The following is a 14,590-nucleotide window of genomic DNA, read 5'->3' as shown; positions in this document are numbered from 1 at the left end:
TCAAGCCAACCACCTGCCACGTCCATCCCCCAACCGTCGCCCCGCCCACCAATCCCCACGAATCCAGTCGGATTTGGTCAAAATTTGTGCTATATTTCGCGCCCGCGATTTCCCTGCACACCAGAACCGGTCACTGACATGCAAGCAGCCAAACCTCTCTACGACTATCCCAAGTACTGGGCCGAATGCTTCGGACCAGCACCTTTCCTGCCAATGAGCAGGGAGGAGATGGATCTGCTCGGCTGGGATTCCTGCGACATCATCATCGTGACCGGTGATGCCTACGTCGACCATCCGTCGTTCGGCATGGCCATCATTGGCCGTCTGCTGGAAGCCCAGGGCTTCCGTGTGGGCATCATTGCCCAGCCGAACTGGCAGTCGAAAGACGACTTCATGAAACTCGGCGAGCCAAACCTGTTCTTCGGTGTGGCCGCCGGCAACATGGACTCGATGATCAACCGCTACACCGCGGACAAGAAGATCCGTTCCGACGACGCCTACACCCCGGGTGGCCTGGCCGGCAGCCGTCCGGACCGTGCCAGCCTGGTGTACAGCCAGCGCTGCAAGGAAGCCTACAAGCATGTGCCGATCGTGCTCGGCGGCATCGAGGCTTCGCTGCGCCGCATCGCCCACTACGACTACTGGCAGGACAAGGTTCGTCATTCGATCCTGATCGACGCCAGCGCCGACATCCTGCTGTTCGGCAACGCCGAGCGTGCGGTGGTCGAGGTGGCCCAGCGCCTGTCAAGCGGTGAGAAGATCGAGACCATCACCGACGTGCGCGGCACCGCCTTCGTGCGCCGCGATACCCCGCAGGGCTGGTACGAGATCGACTCCACCCGTATCGACCGCCCGGGGCGCGTCGACAAGATCATCAACCCGTACGTGAACACCCAGGACACCCAGGCCTGTGCCATCGAACAGGCCAAGGGCGACCAGGAAGACCCGAACGAAGCCAAGGTGGTGCAGATTCTCGACAGCCCGGCCGTGACCCGGGAAAAGTCGGTGATCCGCCTGCCATCGTTCGAAAAGGTGCGTAACGACCCGGTGCTGTATGCCCATGCCAACCGCGTGCTGCACCTGGAGACCAACCCGGGCAACGCCCGCGCGTTGGTGCAGAAGCACGGCGAAGTGGATGTGTGGTTCAACCCGCCACCCATCCCCATGAGCACCGAAGAAATGGACTACGTGTTCGGCATGCCTTACGCCCGTGTGCCGCACCCGGCCTATGGCAAGGAGCGCATCCCGGCCTACGAGATGATCCGTTTCTCGGTGAACATCATGCGTGGCTGCTTCGGTGGCTGTACCTTCTGCTCGATCACCGAACACGAAGGCCGCATCATCCAGAACCGCTCGCACGAGTCGATCCTGCACGAAATCGAAGAGATGCGTGACAAGGTGCCGGGCTTCACCGGCGTTGTCTCGGACCTTGGCGGGCCGACTGCCAACATGTACCGCATCGCCTGCAAAAGCCCCGAAATCGAAAAGCACTGCCGCAAGCCGTCGTGCGTGTTCCCGGGTATCTGCGAAAACCTCAATACCGACCACAGCTCGCTGATCGAGCTGTACCGCAAGGCCCGTGCCTTGCCGGGTGTGAAAAAGATCCTGATTGCTTCCGGCCTGCGCTACGACCTGGCGGTGGAATCGCCGGAGTACGTCAAGGAACTGGTCACCCATCACGTTGGCGGCTACCTGAAGATTGCCCCGGAGCACACCGAGCGTGGCCCGCTGGACAAGATGATGAAGCCGGGTATCGGCACCTATGACCGCTTCAAGCGCATGTTCGAGAAGTTCTCGAAAGAAGCGGGCAAGGAGCAGTACCTGATTCCGTACTTCATTGCTGCGCACCCGGGCACCACCGACGAAGACATGATGAACCTGGCCCTGTGGCTGAAGGGCAATGGCTTCCGTGCCGATCAGGTGCAGGCGTTCTACCCGTCGCCAATGGCCTCGGCCACGGCCATGTATCACTCGGGCAAGAACCCGCTGCGCAAGGTGACCTACAAGAGCGAAGGGGTGGAGATCGTCAAGAGCGACGAGCAACGCCGTCTGCACAAGGCGTTCTTGCGCTATCACGACCCGAAGGGCTGGCCAATGCTGCGTGAAGCGCTACAGCGGATGGGCCGCGCCGACCTGATCGGGCCGGGCAAGCACCAGCTGATTCCGGCGCACCAGCCGCAGACCGACAGCTACCAGAGTGCGCGCCGCAAGAACTCGACCCCGGCCGGGAGCCACAAGGTGGGCAAGGACCAGAAGATCCTCACCCAGCACACCGGCCTGCCGCCGCGTGGCAGCGATGGCAGCAAACCGTGGGACAAGCGCGAGAAGGCCAAGGCCGAAGCGTTCGCGCGTAACCAGCAGGCGGCCAAGGAGCGCAAAGAGGCGAGCAAGGGCGGCAAGGGCAACAAGAAGCCGCGTCAGCCTGTCATTCCCCGCTGATCTTGAAGGCTACATAGAGCCCTGTGGGAGCGGGTTCACCCGCGAATGCGTCGGTAGATCCACTATCGATTCGCGGGTGAACCCGCTCCCACAGGGTCAGTGTTCGGCCCATCCATCTGGGTCAGTCAGGCTGCTTGTCGACCCACTTCGGCGCCACCGGCGCGATAAAGCGGTCCATCCCGTCCAGCAGCTCGTCTGGCTGCTGTCCCAGCAGCAACATCGCCCGGTGTTGCGGGCGCACGAAGCCTTCTTCGACGATATGGTCGAGGAACCCGCCCAACTTGTCGTAGAAACCGTTCACATCCAGTAGGCCGAGCGGCTTGGCGTGATAGCCCAGCTGCCCCCAGGTCCACACTTCGAACAGTTCCTCCAGCGTACCCAGCCCACCCGGCAAGGCAATAAAGGCATCGCTCAGCTCGGCCATGCGGGCCTTGCGCGCATGCATGCCATCCACCACTTCCAGACGGGTCAGGCCTTTGTGGCCGACCTCAGCGTCCAGCAGGCTCTGCGGGATGATCCCCACCACTTCGCCACCGGCTGCCATGGCTGCGTCGGCAACCACGCCCATCAAGCCGACCGCGCCACCGCCGTACACCAGGGTCAAACCGCGGTGGGCAATGGCCTGGCCTAGCGCGACGGCTGCTTCACGGTAGGCAGGGTTGGCGCCGATGCTGGCGCCGCAGAACACACAAACGGAACGTACGGGCATTGCTCATCTCCTGTCACTCAGGTGCACAGGGTACGGCGCAAGCCCGTCACTTCCAAGGCCGGTTCATTCTGGCCGGGAGAATTCGCAGATTGCACCTGTAGCCCCGTGGGCGTAGGCAGCGAGCAGGCTATTGAGGAAATTGGAGATGGGCATTTGGTATTGCTCCTAAATGAGAGGTTGTCCCATCGTCCAATAAAAGGGCATGATGTGCCCTTAAATTGGTTGTATACAATCTATTGAACAATTCTACTGGCTGACCCCTTGACACCCCCTTGACCCATATCAGCAAGGGGCTGAACGGTTTCAGGCAGTCTCGCAATTGATAAAACCCTGCCAAGGAGATTCATGATGTTTGCGAAAGCTGTAGCGGTATCCCTGCTGACCCTCGCCAGCGCCTCTGTCTTCGCAGCCGAATGCTCGGTCACTGTCGACTCCACCGATCAGATGTCCTTCAATACCAAGGAAATCGTCATCGACAAGAGCTGCAAGCAATTCACCGTGAACCTGGAACATTCGGGCAACCTGCCGAAAAATGTCATGGGGCACAACGTAGTAATCAGCAAGGCCGCAGACATGCAGGCAATCGCTACTGACGGTTTGAGCGCCGGTATCGAAAAGGCTTACTTGAAAGAGGGCGATGAGCGTGTCATTGCTCACACCAAGATCATTGGCGCGGGCGAAAAAGACTCGGTGACCTTTGACGTGGCCAAGCTGGTTGCTGGCACGGACTACGGCTTCTTCTGCTCTTTCCCAGGCCACATCTCCATGATGAAGGGCACGGTCGTCGTCAAGTGAAGGCGGCTGTGTAGGCCTCTCGGGCCTATTCGCGGGCACGTCCCACAAGTTGATCACTGTTTTCAAGGACAGGGATTAACCTGCGGGTGCGCCCGCGAAGCTTTTATGGGGCGAACGGCAGTTCGCGCTTGTGCTGGGTCTTGCGGTAGGTGGCGACGATGATGTCGAACGCTGCCTGGTCAACCGGCTGCCCGTGCAGGAAGGCATCGATCTGCTGGTAGGTCACACCATGTGATGCTTCGTCCGGCTTGCCCGGCTCCAGGTCTTCCAGGTCGGCCGTTGGCACCTTCTCCACCAGTGACTCCGGCGCACCGAAGCTGCGCGCAATCGCCCGCACCTGATTCTTCACCAGCCCACTCAGCGGCGCCAGGTCGCAGGCACCATCACCAAACTTGGTAAAGAAGCCCATCACTGCCTCGGCGGCATGGTCGGTTCCGATCACCAGACCTGCGCGGGCGCCCGCGATGGTGTACTGGGCGACCATCCGGGTGCGCGCCTTGACGTTGCCAACCACGAAGTCCACCAGCGTCGGCGAGCCGTTCTTCAACTCCACCACTTCGGCCGCTAATGCACGCACTGCCGGGGCGATATCCACAGTGTGAACTTCATCAGCCTTGATCACGTCAAGGCATGCCTGGGCGTCATGCTCGTCATGCTGTACCTGGTACGGCAGGCGCACGGCAATGAAGGTGTATGCCTTGTCGCCGGTCTCGGCGCGCAGCTCGTTGATGGCGCGTTGGGCGAGCAGGGCGGCAGTCAGTGAGTCGACGCCACCGCTGATGCCCAGCACCAAGGTCTTGAGTCGCGCGTTGGCCAGGCAGTTCTTGATGAACGCCACGCGCCGGGCGACTTCGGCCTCGAGCGCTGCCGCGTCGACGAACGGCGGCTGTACCTTCAGCGCCTGGGCAATCTCTTGCTGAACCGCTTGCATGGGTTACTCCTTGCTGGGGACTTTGAATACGTGACGCATGTAGGCGACGAAGTTCTCGTCGCGGCACTGGGTCTTGGCGGCTTCGTCAGAGATCTTGGCCACCGGTGCGCCGTTGCAGTCGGTCATTTTAAGCACGATGCTCATTGGCGCCACACCTGGGATGTCGCAGGTCAGGTTGGTGCCGATGCCAAAGCTGACGTTGATGCGGCCGCGCAGGGCGCGGAAAATTTCCAGCGAGCGGGTCAGGTTGAGGCCGTCTGAAAACACCAGGGTCTTGGTCATCGGGTCGATACCCAGCTTCTGGTAATGGGCAATGGCCTTTTCCGCCCAGGCTACCGGCTCGCCTGAATCATGGCGCAGGCCGTCGAACAGCTTGGCAAAGTACAGGTCGAAATCGCCGAGGAAGGCATCCATGGTGATGCAGTCGGTCAGGGCGATGCCGAGCAGACCACGGTACTCGCGTACCCAGCAGTCCAGCGCGGCAATCTGGCTGTCGATAAGCCGTGGGCCGAGCTGCTGGTGGGCCATGATCCACTCGTGGGCCATGGTGCCCAGCGGCTTGATATCCAGTTTCCATGCCAGGTCGACGTTGCTGGTACCGACAAAGCGGCCGGGGAAGTCGTCGCGCAGCACCCGTACCACTTCCGCCTGCACGCGGCTGGAAAAACGCCGGCGGGTGCCGAAATCGGCCACCTGCAGTTCGGCCAGCTCGTCGTCGCTGGCATGCGCGCGCAGCCAGTCGAACTTGCGGTACAACTGGTCCCGCGCCTCGGCCAGGCGCATGTGCGGGTGCAGATTGCGATTGCGTACTTCGCTGATGATGGCCAGCAGCGGCACTTCGAACAGGATCACATGCAGCCATGGACCTTTCAGGCGCAGGAACAGCTGGTCGTTTTCAATGCCGACGTGCACGTAACGCAGGTTGAAGCGGAACAGTCGCAAAAAACGTAAAAAGTCGGGTTTGAGGAAGCTGATGCGTTCGAGGAAGGCCAGCTGGCCATCGTCCAGGGTGAGGTCGCCAAGCCGTTCGAGCTGATTGCGAATTTCGCCGAGGTAGGGGCGCAGGTCCTCACCGTTGCGGCAGCGGAATTCCCATTCGACGTCGGCGTCCGGGTAGTTGTGCAGCACTCCCTGCATCATGGTGAGTTTGTAGAAGTCGGTGTCGAGCAGGTTGTGCACGATGCGCTCGGCGAATGCGCTTTCGCTCATCAAGGGGGCTCCGGAAGCGGCGATTGGGGGACATTGTGCCAGCCTTTTACCCCTTGTGTGGCTGTTCCGGCCTCTTCGCGGGCAAGCCCGCTCCTACACGGTGCGGGGACTTGCTCCTGCTGTAAGAGCGGGCTTGCCCGCGAAGAGGCCGGAACGGCCAAAACAGAGGTGTTTTTCCGTGCACCGGCTAGCCTTGAAACGGTGCCGCCTGTAGCACTCGCGCACCAGTGGTGTGCACTTCGGTGACGTTGGCTGTTACAGGGCGGTTGCACGTAAACACTTGCAAGGGTTGCAATGATGGCACTCGATGGTTGCTCCTTGTCTGTACGTGTGGTGGCGCCTGCCGCGTGGCAGACGGTTGCACGCTCAATAAAGAAAAGGCCGCCCGTCGCCTGCAGGCACCCTTCACAGTGTGTTTTCCCGGAACACAAAACCTATGGCACGGCCCTTGCTCGGAGTACCGGGCTGAGAAGTTGTAGTGCCAACCAAAAAAACTCTAGGAGCACCACCTCATGTCGCAGACGTTTTACAAGAAAGGTTTCCTGGCTCTGGCCGTAGCTACGGCACTGGGTGTTTCTTCGTATGTCCAGGCCGACGTCAAGATCGGCGTAGCGGGCCCCATGACCGGGGCAAACGCAGCGTTTGGCGAGCAGTACATGAAAGGTGCGCAGGCAGCGGCCGACAAGATCAACGCCGCCGGTGGCGTGAATGGCGAGAAAATCGTCCTGGTCAAAGGCGATGACGCCTGTGAACCGAAGCAAGCCGTGTCCGTGGCCAACCGCCTGGTCGATCAGGACAAGGTGATCGGCGTGGTGGGCCACTTCTGTTCCTCCAACACGATCCCGGCGTCCGAGGTATATGACGAGGCGGGCGTGATTGCCATCACCCCAGGCTCCACCAACCCAGCGGTCACTGAGCGCGGCCTGAGCGCCATGTTCCGCATGTGCGGCCGTGACGACCAGCAGGGTATCGTCGCAGGCGACTACATCGTCGACGTGCTCAAGGGCAAGAAGGTCGCGGTGTTGCACGACAAGGACACCTACGGCCAGGGCCTGGCTGACGCGACCAAGGCGCAGCTGGAGAAACGTGGCGTGAAGCCTGTGCTGTACGAAGGCCTGACCCGTGGCGAGAAAGACTTCAGCGCTGTAGTCACCAAGATCCGCTCTACCGGTGCCGACGTGGTCTACTTCGGCGGCCTGCACCCGGAAGCCGGCCCGCTGGTTCGCCAGCTGCGCGAGCAGGGCCTGAAAGACGTCAAGTTCATGTCCGATGATGGCATTGTCACCGACGAACTGGTGTCCACCGCCGGTGGCGCGCAGTACGTGGATGGCGTTTACATGACCTTCGGTGCCGACCCGCGCCTGCTGCCAGACAGCAAGGCGGTGGTGGAGGAGTTCCGCAAGGCCGGCACCGAACCTGAGGGCTACACCCTGTACGCCTACGCTTCGCTGCAAGCGCTGGCTGCCGCGTTCAATGGCGCGAAGTCGAACAAGGGCGAAGACGCTGCCAAGTGGCTCAAGGCCAACCCGGTGCAGACCGTCATGGGCGAGAAGAAGTGGGACAGCAAGGGCGACCTGACCGTCTCCGACTACGTGGTCTACCAGTGGGACAAGAACGGTAAATACCACCAGCTGGAAAAACAAAAATAACAATGGCCCTCGGCCCGGGCTGTTGCTCGGGCCCAAGCCCCGCGGTACCTGTCTTTATTCGTAGATCTGCACAGTTCTGCGCGGCAAGGGCCCCGCACAGGTGGCCCGCGCCGTGGTCGGCGCTCGTGCAATCTCAATCAGGTGAGATTGCGTTATGGATGGTATTTTCCTGCAGCAACTGGTCAACGGCCTGACCCTCGGGTCGGTCTATGGCCTGATCGCCATCGGCTACACAATGGTCTATGGCATTATCGGCATGATCAACTTCGCGCACGGCGAGGTGTACATGATCTCCGCTTACCTCGCGGCGATCAGCCTGGCATTGCTGGCTTACTTCGGTGTCGAATCGTTCCCCCTGCTGATGCTGGGCACCCTGTTGTTCACCATCGTCGTCACCGGCGTGTATGGCTTCACCATCGAACGCATCGCTTACAAACCGCTGCGTAACTCCACCCGCCTGGCACCGCTGATCAGCGCCATCGGCATTTCGCTGATCCTGCAAAACTACGCGCAGATCAGCCAGGGCGCCCGCCAGCAAGGCGTGCCAACCCTGCTGGAAGGCGCCATGCGTGTCGAAGTCGGCACCGGCTTCGTGCAACTGACATATACCAAGATCTTCATCCTGGTGGCGGCCTTCGTCGGCATGGGCCTGCTGACCTACGTGATCAAGTACACCAAACTCGGCCGCATGTGCCGTGCCACCCAGCAAGACCGCAAGATGGCCTCGATCCTGGGCATCAACACCGACCGGGTGATCTCCTACGTGTTCGTCATCGGTGCAGTGATGGCCGCCCTGGCTGGCGTGCTTATCACCATGAACTACGGCACCTTCGACTTCTACGCCGGCTTCATCATCGGTATCAAGGCGTTCACTGCCGCAGTGCTCGGTGGTATCGGCTCGCTGCCGGGTGCCATGCTCGGCGGGATCATCCTGGGTATTTCCGAGTCGCTGTTCTCAGGCCTGATCAACTCCGACTACAAGGATGTGTTCAGCTTCTCACTGCTGGTGATGATCCTTATCTTCCGCCCACAAGGTCTGCTGGGTCGCCCGCTCGTGGCTAAGGTGTGAACATGTCCGTTGCCAAAACTGCCTCTGTTAGTGAAACCAAGGGTTTCGACCTTAAACGCAGCCTGCTGGAGACCATTGTCGCAGGCCTGCTTGCACTCATCGTGTTCGGCCCGGTCGTTGGCGTGGTACTCGACGGCTACACCTTCAATGCCGAGCCGCGCCGCGTAGCCTGGCTGGTCGGCGGTGTGATGGTTGGGCGCTTCCTGCTCAGCCTGTTCCTGCAGACTGCCCCCGGGCAACGCATGCTCCTGGGCTTCGACAGCGGCGGCTCGGGCGTGCATGTGACCGCCCCGGACTACAAGTCGCGCCTGCGCTACATCATTCCTGCGCTGATCGTTATTGCCATCGTTTTCCCGATTTTCGCCAACAAGTACCTGCTGACCGTGGTCATCCTCGGCCTGATCTACGTACTGCTGGGCCTTGGCCTGAACATCGTGGTCGGCCTGGCCGGCCTGCTCGACCTGGGGTACGTGGCGTTCTATGCCATCGGTGCCTACGGCCTGGCGCTCGGTTATCAATACCTGGGGCTGGGTTTCTGGAGCGTGCTGCCGTTGGCGGCCATTGCTGCGGCGCTGGCGGGTTGCATCCTCGGCTTCCCGGTGTTGCGCATGCACGGTGACTACCTGGCGATCGTGACGCTGGGCTTTGGCGAGATCATCCGTCTAGTGCTGAACAACTGGCTATCGTTCACCGGTGGCCCCAATGGCATGCCGGCGCCTTCACCCACCTTTTTCGGCCTGGAGTTCGGCCGTCGGGCCAAGGATGGCGGGGTGCCGATCCACGAGTTCTTCGGCTTCGAGTACAACGCCAGCCTCAAGTTCGTGTTCATCTACGCGGTGCTTTTCATGGTCGTGCTGGCTGTGCTGTACATCAAGCATCGCCTGACCCGCATGCCGGTCGGCCGGGCCTGGGAAGCGCTGCGTGAAGACGAGATCGCCTGTCGTTCGATGGGCCTGAACCACGTGTTGGTCAAGCTGTCGGCCTTTACCCTGGGTGCCTCGACTGCCGGTTTGGCGGGGGTGTTCTTCGCCACCTACCAGGGCTTCGTCAACCCATCGTCATTCACATTCTTCGAGTCGGCGCTGATCCTCGCCATTGTCGTGCTGGGCGGCATGGGCTCGACCGTGGGCGTGGTCATCGCCGCGTTCGTGCTGACCGTGGCGCCGGAACTGCTGCGTAGCTTCTCCGAGTATCGGGTGCTGTTGTTCGGCGTGCTGATGGTGCTGATGATGATCTGGCGACCGCGTGGGCTGATCCGCATCAGCCGTGCCGGTGTGACCCCGCGTAAAGGAGTGGCGCCATGAGCGACGATATCATTCTCTCGGTCGACAACCTGATGATGCAGTTCGGTGGCATCAAGGCGCTCAGCGACGTCAGCCTGAAGGTCCGGCGCAACCAGATCTTTGCCCTGATCGGCCCCAACGGCGCCGGCAAGACCACGGTGTTCAACTGCCTGACCGGCTTTTACAAGGCCAGTGGCGGACGCATCGAGCTGAACGTGCGCGGCAGCCACACCAACGTCATCCAACTGCTCGGCGAACGCTTCCAGGCCGCCGACTTCGTGTCGCCTGCGCGCTTTGCCAGCCGTATCTACTACAAGATGTTCGGCGGTACCCACCTGGTCAATCGCGCCGGCCTGGCGCGCACCTTCCAGAACATTCGCCTGTTCAAGGAAATGTCGGTGGTGGAGAACCTGCTGGTGGCCCAGCACATGTGGGTCAACCGCAACTTGCTGGCCGGGGTGCTCAACACCAAGGCCTACCGCAAGGCCGAAAGCGATGCACTGGACCACGCCTTCTACTGGCTGGAAGTGGTCGATCTGGTCGATTGCGCCAACCGCCTGGCCGGCGAGCTGTCGTACGGCCAGCAGCGGCGTCTGGAAATTGCCCGGGCCATGTGCACGCGGCCGAAGATCATCTGCCTGGACGAACCGGCGGCGGGCCTGAACCCGCAGGAAACCGAAGCACTCAGCCGCATGATCCGTGTGCTGCGTGACGAGCACGACATCACGGTGGTGCTGATCGAGCACGACATGGGCATGGTCATGAGCATTTCCGACCATATCGTGGTGCTGGACCACGGCAACGTGATTGCCGAAGGTGCACCGCAGGACATCCGCCACAACCCGACGGTGATTGCCGCCTACCTGGGTGCAGACGAAGAGGAACTGGTATGAGTGCACCCATTCTCGAGCTGAAGGACCTGGACGTGTTCTATGGGCCGATCCAGGCGCTGAAGAAGGTCTCGATGCACATCAACGAGGGCGAGACGGTAAGCCTGATCGGTGCCAACGGTGCCGGCAAGTCGACCCTGCTGATGTCGATTTTCGGCCAGCCGCGGGCGGCATCCGGGCATATCGTGTATCGCGGCACCGACATCACCCGCAAATCCTCGCACTACATCGCCTCCAACGGCATTGCCCAGTCGCCGGAAGGGCGTCGGGTGTTTCCCGACATGTCCGTCGAGGAAAACCTGATGATGGGAACCATCCCCATCGGCGACAAGCATGCCGACGAAGACATGCAGCGCATGTACGAACTGTTCCCGCGGTTGAAGGAGCGGCGTAACCAGCGGGCCATGACCATGTCCGGTGGCGAGCAGCAAATGCTGGCGATTGCCCGGGCGCTGATGAGCCGGCCGAAGTTGCTGTTGCTGGACGAGCCCTCGCTGGGACTGGCGCCGATCGTGGTCAAGCAGATCTTCTCGACCCTGCGAGAGCTGGCCAAGACCGGGATGACCATCTTCCTGGTGGAGCAGAACGCCAATCATGCGCTGAAACTGTCGGACCGGGCCTATGTGATGGTCAACGGGCAGATTCGCATGACCGGGACCGGGCAGGAGCTGTTGGTCAATGAGGAAGTGCGTAACGCTTATCTGGGTGGGCACTGAGTTGTATGCAGGGGCTGCAATGCAGCCCCCTTCCCAATGTGGAAAACTTGTCGTTTCCTTCTCTCGGCGCACGCCAATATTCCCCCGCAAGCCATTGTTTCCACAGGCCACATCTTTTCCACGGATAATGTGGAGCCGCCTGTGGAAAACATGGTGGCATATCGCTCTAGGCCTTTATAATCAAGCCCTGTAGGCATATGATCATTTTTTGTTCATATCCCCTTTGTGGATGATTTTCTCTGATTTTCACAACCCCTGCGTGCACTTCAAACGCAGCGAAAATCCTGTGGATAAGTCTGTGAGAAAACGTTGGACAGACCGTTGCAGGCGGCATGTTTGAAAGCCTTGCGTCATCACCTAAAAGATATCCACCGACCGCAACCCGCTGAAAGGGTTCCGTGCAGTGGACAAGTTGCCCCCAATCCGTGGGGAAAGCCCTGTGGATAACATGCGCATACCTGGCGGCGAGCCCTCTGTCGCAAGGGTTTGACGAATATGAACAAAAAATGAACAGCCCCTGAGCGGCTTGCTGCCAGCGCTGTCCGCGGGCATGCTGCAAAGCTGGCATGAACCTACCGCGAGGAACAGAGCATGACGTCCACCGTATTCATCACTGGCGCGACTTCCGGTTTCGGCGAGGCCACTGCCCGCCGCTTCGCCGAAGCCGGCTGGAAGCTGGTACTCACTGGGCGCCGCAAAGAGCGCCTGGATGCCTTGTGCGCTGAACTGTCGGCCAAGACCGAAGTGCATGGCCTGGTGCTGGACGTGCGTGACCGCAAGGCCATGGAGCAGGCTATTGCCAATCTGCCGGCCGGTTTTGAAAAGATTCGCGGTCTGGTCAACAACGCCGGCCTGGCGCTGGGTGTGGATGCTGCGCAGAACTGCAGCCTTGACGACTGGGAAACCATGGTCGACACCAACATCAAGGGCCTGATGTACACCACTCGCCTGCTGCTGCCACGGCTTATCGCCCATGGCCGTGGCGCGTCGATCCTGAACGTCGGGTCCGTGGCGGGCAACTATCCGTACCCGGGCAGCAACGTGTATGGCGGCACCAAGGCCTTCGTCGGCCAGTTCTCGCTGAGCCTGCGTTGCGACCTGCGCGGTACTGGCGTGCGTGTGAGTAACATCGAGCCTGGCCTGTGCGAGAGCGAGTTCTCGCTGGTGCGCTTCGGTGGTGACCAGGCCAAGTACGATGCTACCTACGCGGGTGCGGAGCCGATCCAGCCACAGGATATTGCCGAGACCATCTTCTGGATCCTCAACCAGCCGGCGCACATCAACATCAACAGCCTGGAACTGATGCCGGTGAGCCAGGATTGGGCAGGGTTTTCGATCGACCGATCAAAAGGCTAGGCACAAGCCGCGAACCGGAAAGACCCGGTTCGCGAAACAACCGCATCGCTCAGTTGATGAAACTAAAGCCGGTTCTGTCTTCAGGGATGATGCCTAACGCTTGAAGGACATCGTTGATGGCGTCATGGCGGCCCATGTCCTCAGCCGTTGCTTCGCAGTTGATGACACGGCGCAGGCTTAGCAGGTAGCTGAGTTTGCCATGAGAGTGCTCGTCATAGCGGTGGCCGTGATCGATAATCTTCTGTGCCGCTCGGTTGATCTGCTCTTCGACAAATGCCTTGAAGGCTTCTGCTTCCATTTTGGTAACTCCTGAACGTTCGAGAAAGGAGCACCAACATAGGCGTGGGGAGATGCTTCCGGCAGAGGGAAGCGCTCACCCCTGACAGGTTCGTTGTATGGACAGTCAGGTGTTCGCCTGATTCAGCCCTTCCAGGCAGGTAGCCAAGTGATAAGGCGTGGTCGATGGCATGTCATCCCTGCTCACCGCGCCGTCACCACCTCGGCACTCATACCAGCCCGCGTCACGCAGGAACCGCGCTGAAAGCGCGCCTAACTGCCCAGCTAGCTTTGCTTCGCTACCTTCACGCAATGTAAGCGCCCGCAGGTACTCGGCCTGCGCCCAGATACGCTGGGAGGCATCAAGCACCCGGCCATCCGCCTTCAGCATGGCCAGTACCGCTGCATCCTTCACCCCGCATTGCTCGGCAAAGCCGAAAGCCCGGTCAATTGAGGCATGCAGCGGCGTCTCACGCAGCAGCGGGGAGGTATGCAACAGATAGAACCACTCGAACTGGTGCCCCGGCTCGAACCAGTTATCCACAGCCCCGCGTGGCTTTTCCAGCATCAGGCCATGGACCGGGTCAATGAAATGCGTCTCCAGCGCCTGACACAATTGCAGCAGTGACTGGCGGACATGTTCGTCGCCACGCACAGCCAGTACCTGCAGGAACGCTTCGGCCAGGTGCATCTGTGGGTTTTGCAGCGGGCCAGTGCCGAGGTCGGCCCAGTCTTCGCCCAGGCAGGCTTCGTACAGGCCATCGTCACGGGCAAACTGCTGGTCGATGATGTCCAGCGCGGCATTCAAACTGGACTCCACCAGGCTTTCGCGCACTTTGCCCCAGTAGTGCGCGCAGGCGAACACGATGAAGGCGTGGGTATACAGGTCCTTGCGCCGGTCCAGCGGCTTGCCGTGGGCGTCGATGCTGTAGAACCAGCCACCGTGCTCGGCGTCGTGGAAGTGCTTTTGCAGCGAGCGAAACAGGGCTGCGGCACGCTCGGCGGCTCCCGGCTGCCCGATACGGCTGCTGAACAGGTAAAGCTGGCGCGCACAGGCCATGGCGCGGTAGCGCTGCACCGGCAACGGATGGTGCTGGGCGTCCAGCGCTTCGTAGGGCAGGGCCATGTCGGCGTTCCAGCCCGGGCCTTGCCACAGCGGCACGATACGTTCGGCGAAGTGCTGGTTGAAGCGGGCCAGTTCGGGCAGGGTGGGGCGGGGGTCGGACATTTAGGCGCTCGTCGCTGTCGGGCAGGGCGCCATGGTAGCA

At 61.0% G+C, this 14,590-nt stretch carries 13 protein-coding genes; 8 read left to right on the top strand and 5 right to left on the bottom strand.

All coding sequences use genetic code 11. The features are described 5' to 3' along the window. Window positions 1–138 precede the first annotated feature (138 nt). A complete protein-coding gene (locus tag GST84_23655) occupies window positions 139–2,439 on the top strand; it encodes a YgiQ family radical SAM protein (GenBank protein ID XGB15173.1) in 2,301 nt (766 codons plus the stop codon). A gap of 121 nt (window positions 2,440–2,560) precedes the next feature. On the opposite strand, the gene GST84_23650 is transcribed toward GST84_23655, so the two are convergent. Further along, entirely contained in the window at window positions 2,561–3,148 is a 588-nt protein-coding gene (locus GST84_23650) for a TIGR00730 family Rossman fold protein (protein XGB15172.1), read from the bottom strand. Window positions 3,149–3,496: 348 nt separating this feature from the next. Between GST84_23650 and azu the strand changes: the two genes are divergently transcribed. Next, window positions 3,497–3,943 carry an azurin gene (gene azu, locus GST84_23645; protein ID XGB15171.1) on the top strand — a complete coding sequence of 149 codons (447 nt, stop codon included), beginning with the start codon at window positions 3,497–3,499 and terminating at the stop codon, window positions 3,941–3,943. Window positions 3,944–4,046: 103 nt separating this feature from the next. Here the strand turns inward: azu and nadE are convergent, their stop codons facing one another. After that, window positions 4,047–4,874, bottom strand: coding sequence for an ammonia-dependent NAD(+) synthetase (gene nadE, locus GST84_23640; GenBank protein ID XGB15170.1), 828 nt, complete (start codon window positions 4,872–4,874; stop codon window positions 4,047–4,049). Window positions 4,875–4,877: 3 nt separating this feature from the next. Then, complete coding sequence (gene pncB / locus GST84_23635; GenBank protein ID XGB15169.1) at window positions 4,878–6,083, bottom strand: nicotinate phosphoribosyltransferase; 1,206 nt, start codon at window positions 6,081–6,083, stop codon at window positions 4,878–4,880. Between the two features lie 512 nt (window positions 6,084–6,595). On the opposite strand from pncB, the gene GST84_23630 reads away from it, so the two are divergent. The 6 genes from GST84_23630 to GST84_23605 all read left to right on the top strand — a co-directional run bounded on the left by GST84_23630 (window position 6,596) and on the right by GST84_23605 (window position 13,046). Then, a complete protein-coding gene (locus GST84_23630) occupies window positions 6,596–7,732 on the top strand; it encodes an ABC transporter substrate-binding protein (GenBank protein ID XGB15168.1) in 1,137 nt (378 codons plus the stop codon). Window positions 7,733–7,886: 154 nt separating this feature from the next. Beyond that, a complete protein-coding gene (locus GST84_23625) occupies window positions 7,887–8,801 on the top strand; it encodes a branched-chain amino acid ABC transporter permease (protein XGB15167.1) in 915 nt (304 codons plus the stop codon). 2 nt (window positions 8,802–8,803) lie between these two features. Then, window positions 8,804–10,105, top strand: a complete 1,302-nt coding sequence (gene livM / locus GST84_23620) for a high-affinity branched-chain amino acid ABC transporter permease LivM (GenBank protein ID XGB15166.1) — start codon at window positions 8,804–8,806, stop codon at window positions 10,103–10,105. Beyond that, window positions 10,102–10,977, top strand: a complete 876-nt coding sequence (locus GST84_23615; protein ID XGB15165.1) for an ATP-binding cassette domain-containing protein — start codon at window positions 10,102–10,104, stop codon at window positions 10,975–10,977. Before livM ends, GST84_23615 begins: the two co-directional genes overlap by 4 nt. Next, on the top strand, window positions 10,974–11,690 hold the full coding sequence (locus GST84_23610; protein ID XGB15164.1) for an ATP-binding cassette domain-containing protein: 717 nt from the start codon (window positions 10,974–10,976) through the stop codon (window positions 11,688–11,690). Before GST84_23615 ends, GST84_23610 begins: the two co-directional genes overlap by 4 nt. Window positions 11,691–12,281: 591 nt before the next feature. Next, complete coding sequence (locus tag GST84_23605; protein XGB15163.1) at window positions 12,282–13,046, top strand: SDR family NAD(P)-dependent oxidoreductase; 765 nt, start codon at window positions 12,282–12,284, stop codon at window positions 13,044–13,046. Window positions 13,047–13,095: 49 nt separating this feature from the next. Here GST84_23605 and GST84_23600 read toward each other — a convergent pair whose 3' ends face one another. Together GST84_23600 and GST84_23595 are read right to left on the bottom strand one after the other, a co-directional pair. Then, complete coding sequence (locus tag GST84_23600; protein ID XGB15162.1) at window positions 13,096–13,344, bottom strand: hypothetical protein; 249 nt, start codon at window positions 13,342–13,344, stop codon at window positions 13,096–13,098. Between the two features lie 105 nt (window positions 13,345–13,449). Continuing rightward, complete coding sequence (locus GST84_23595) at window positions 13,450–14,550, bottom strand: N-acylglucosamine 2-epimerase (GenBank protein ID XGB15161.1); 1,101 nt, start codon at window positions 14,548–14,550, stop codon at window positions 13,450–13,452. Window positions 14,551–14,590 lie beyond the last annotated feature (40 nt).

The sequence above is a fragment of the Pseudomonas putida genome (assembly GCA_041879295.1).
In the GTDB taxonomy this organism is placed as follows: Bacteria; Pseudomonadota; Gammaproteobacteria; order Pseudomonadales; family Pseudomonadaceae; genus Aquipseudomonas; species Aquipseudomonas putida_Y.
This window is presented reverse-complemented; position numbering and strand designations above follow the sequence as displayed.

Excerpts from the sequence above, each read along its gene's own strand:
- GST84_23610 (XGB15164.1), top strand. The coding sequence starts at position 10,974 with ATGAGTGCACCCATTCTCGAGCTGAAGGACCTGGACGTGTTCTATGGG.
- GST84_23605 (XGB15163.1), top strand. The coding sequence starts at position 12,282 with ATGACGTCCACCGTATTCATCACTGGCGCGACTTCCGGTTTCGGCGAG.
- GST84_23655 (XGB15173.1), top strand. The coding sequence starts at position 139 with ATGCAAGCAGCCAAACCTCTCTACGACTATCCCAAGTACTGGGCCGAA.
- azu (XGB15171.1), top strand. The coding sequence starts at position 3,497 with ATGTTTGCGAAAGCTGTAGCGGTATCCCTGCTGACCCTCGCCAGCGCC.
- GST84_23595 (XGB15161.1), bottom strand. The coding sequence starts at position 14,550 with ATGTCCGACCCCCGCCCCACCCTGCCCGAACTGGCCCGCTTCAACCAG.
- GST84_23600 (XGB15162.1), bottom strand. The coding sequence starts at position 13,344 with ATGGAAGCAGAAGCCTTCAAGGCATTTGTCGAAGAGCAGATCAACCGA.
- nadE (XGB15170.1), bottom strand. The coding sequence starts at position 4,874 with ATGCAAGCGGTTCAGCAAGAGATTGCCCAGGCGCTGAAGGTACAGCCG.
- pncB (XGB15169.1), bottom strand. The coding sequence starts at position 6,083 with ATGAGCGAAAGCGCATTCGCCGAGCGCATCGTGCACAACCTGCTCGAC.
- GST84_23630 (XGB15168.1), top strand. The coding sequence starts at position 6,596 with ATGTCGCAGACGTTTTACAAGAAAGGTTTCCTGGCTCTGGCCGTAGCT.
- GST84_23615 (XGB15165.1), top strand. The coding sequence starts at position 10,102 with ATGAGCGACGATATCATTCTCTCGGTCGACAACCTGATGATGCAGTTC.
- GST84_23650 (XGB15172.1), bottom strand. The coding sequence starts at position 3,148 with ATGCCCGTACGTTCCGTTTGTGTGTTCTGCGGCGCCAGCATCGGCGCC.
- GST84_23625 (XGB15167.1), top strand. The coding sequence starts at position 7,887 with ATGGATGGTATTTTCCTGCAGCAACTGGTCAACGGCCTGACCCTCGGG.
- livM (XGB15166.1), top strand. The coding sequence starts at position 8,804 with ATGTCCGTTGCCAAAACTGCCTCTGTTAGTGAAACCAAGGGTTTCGAC.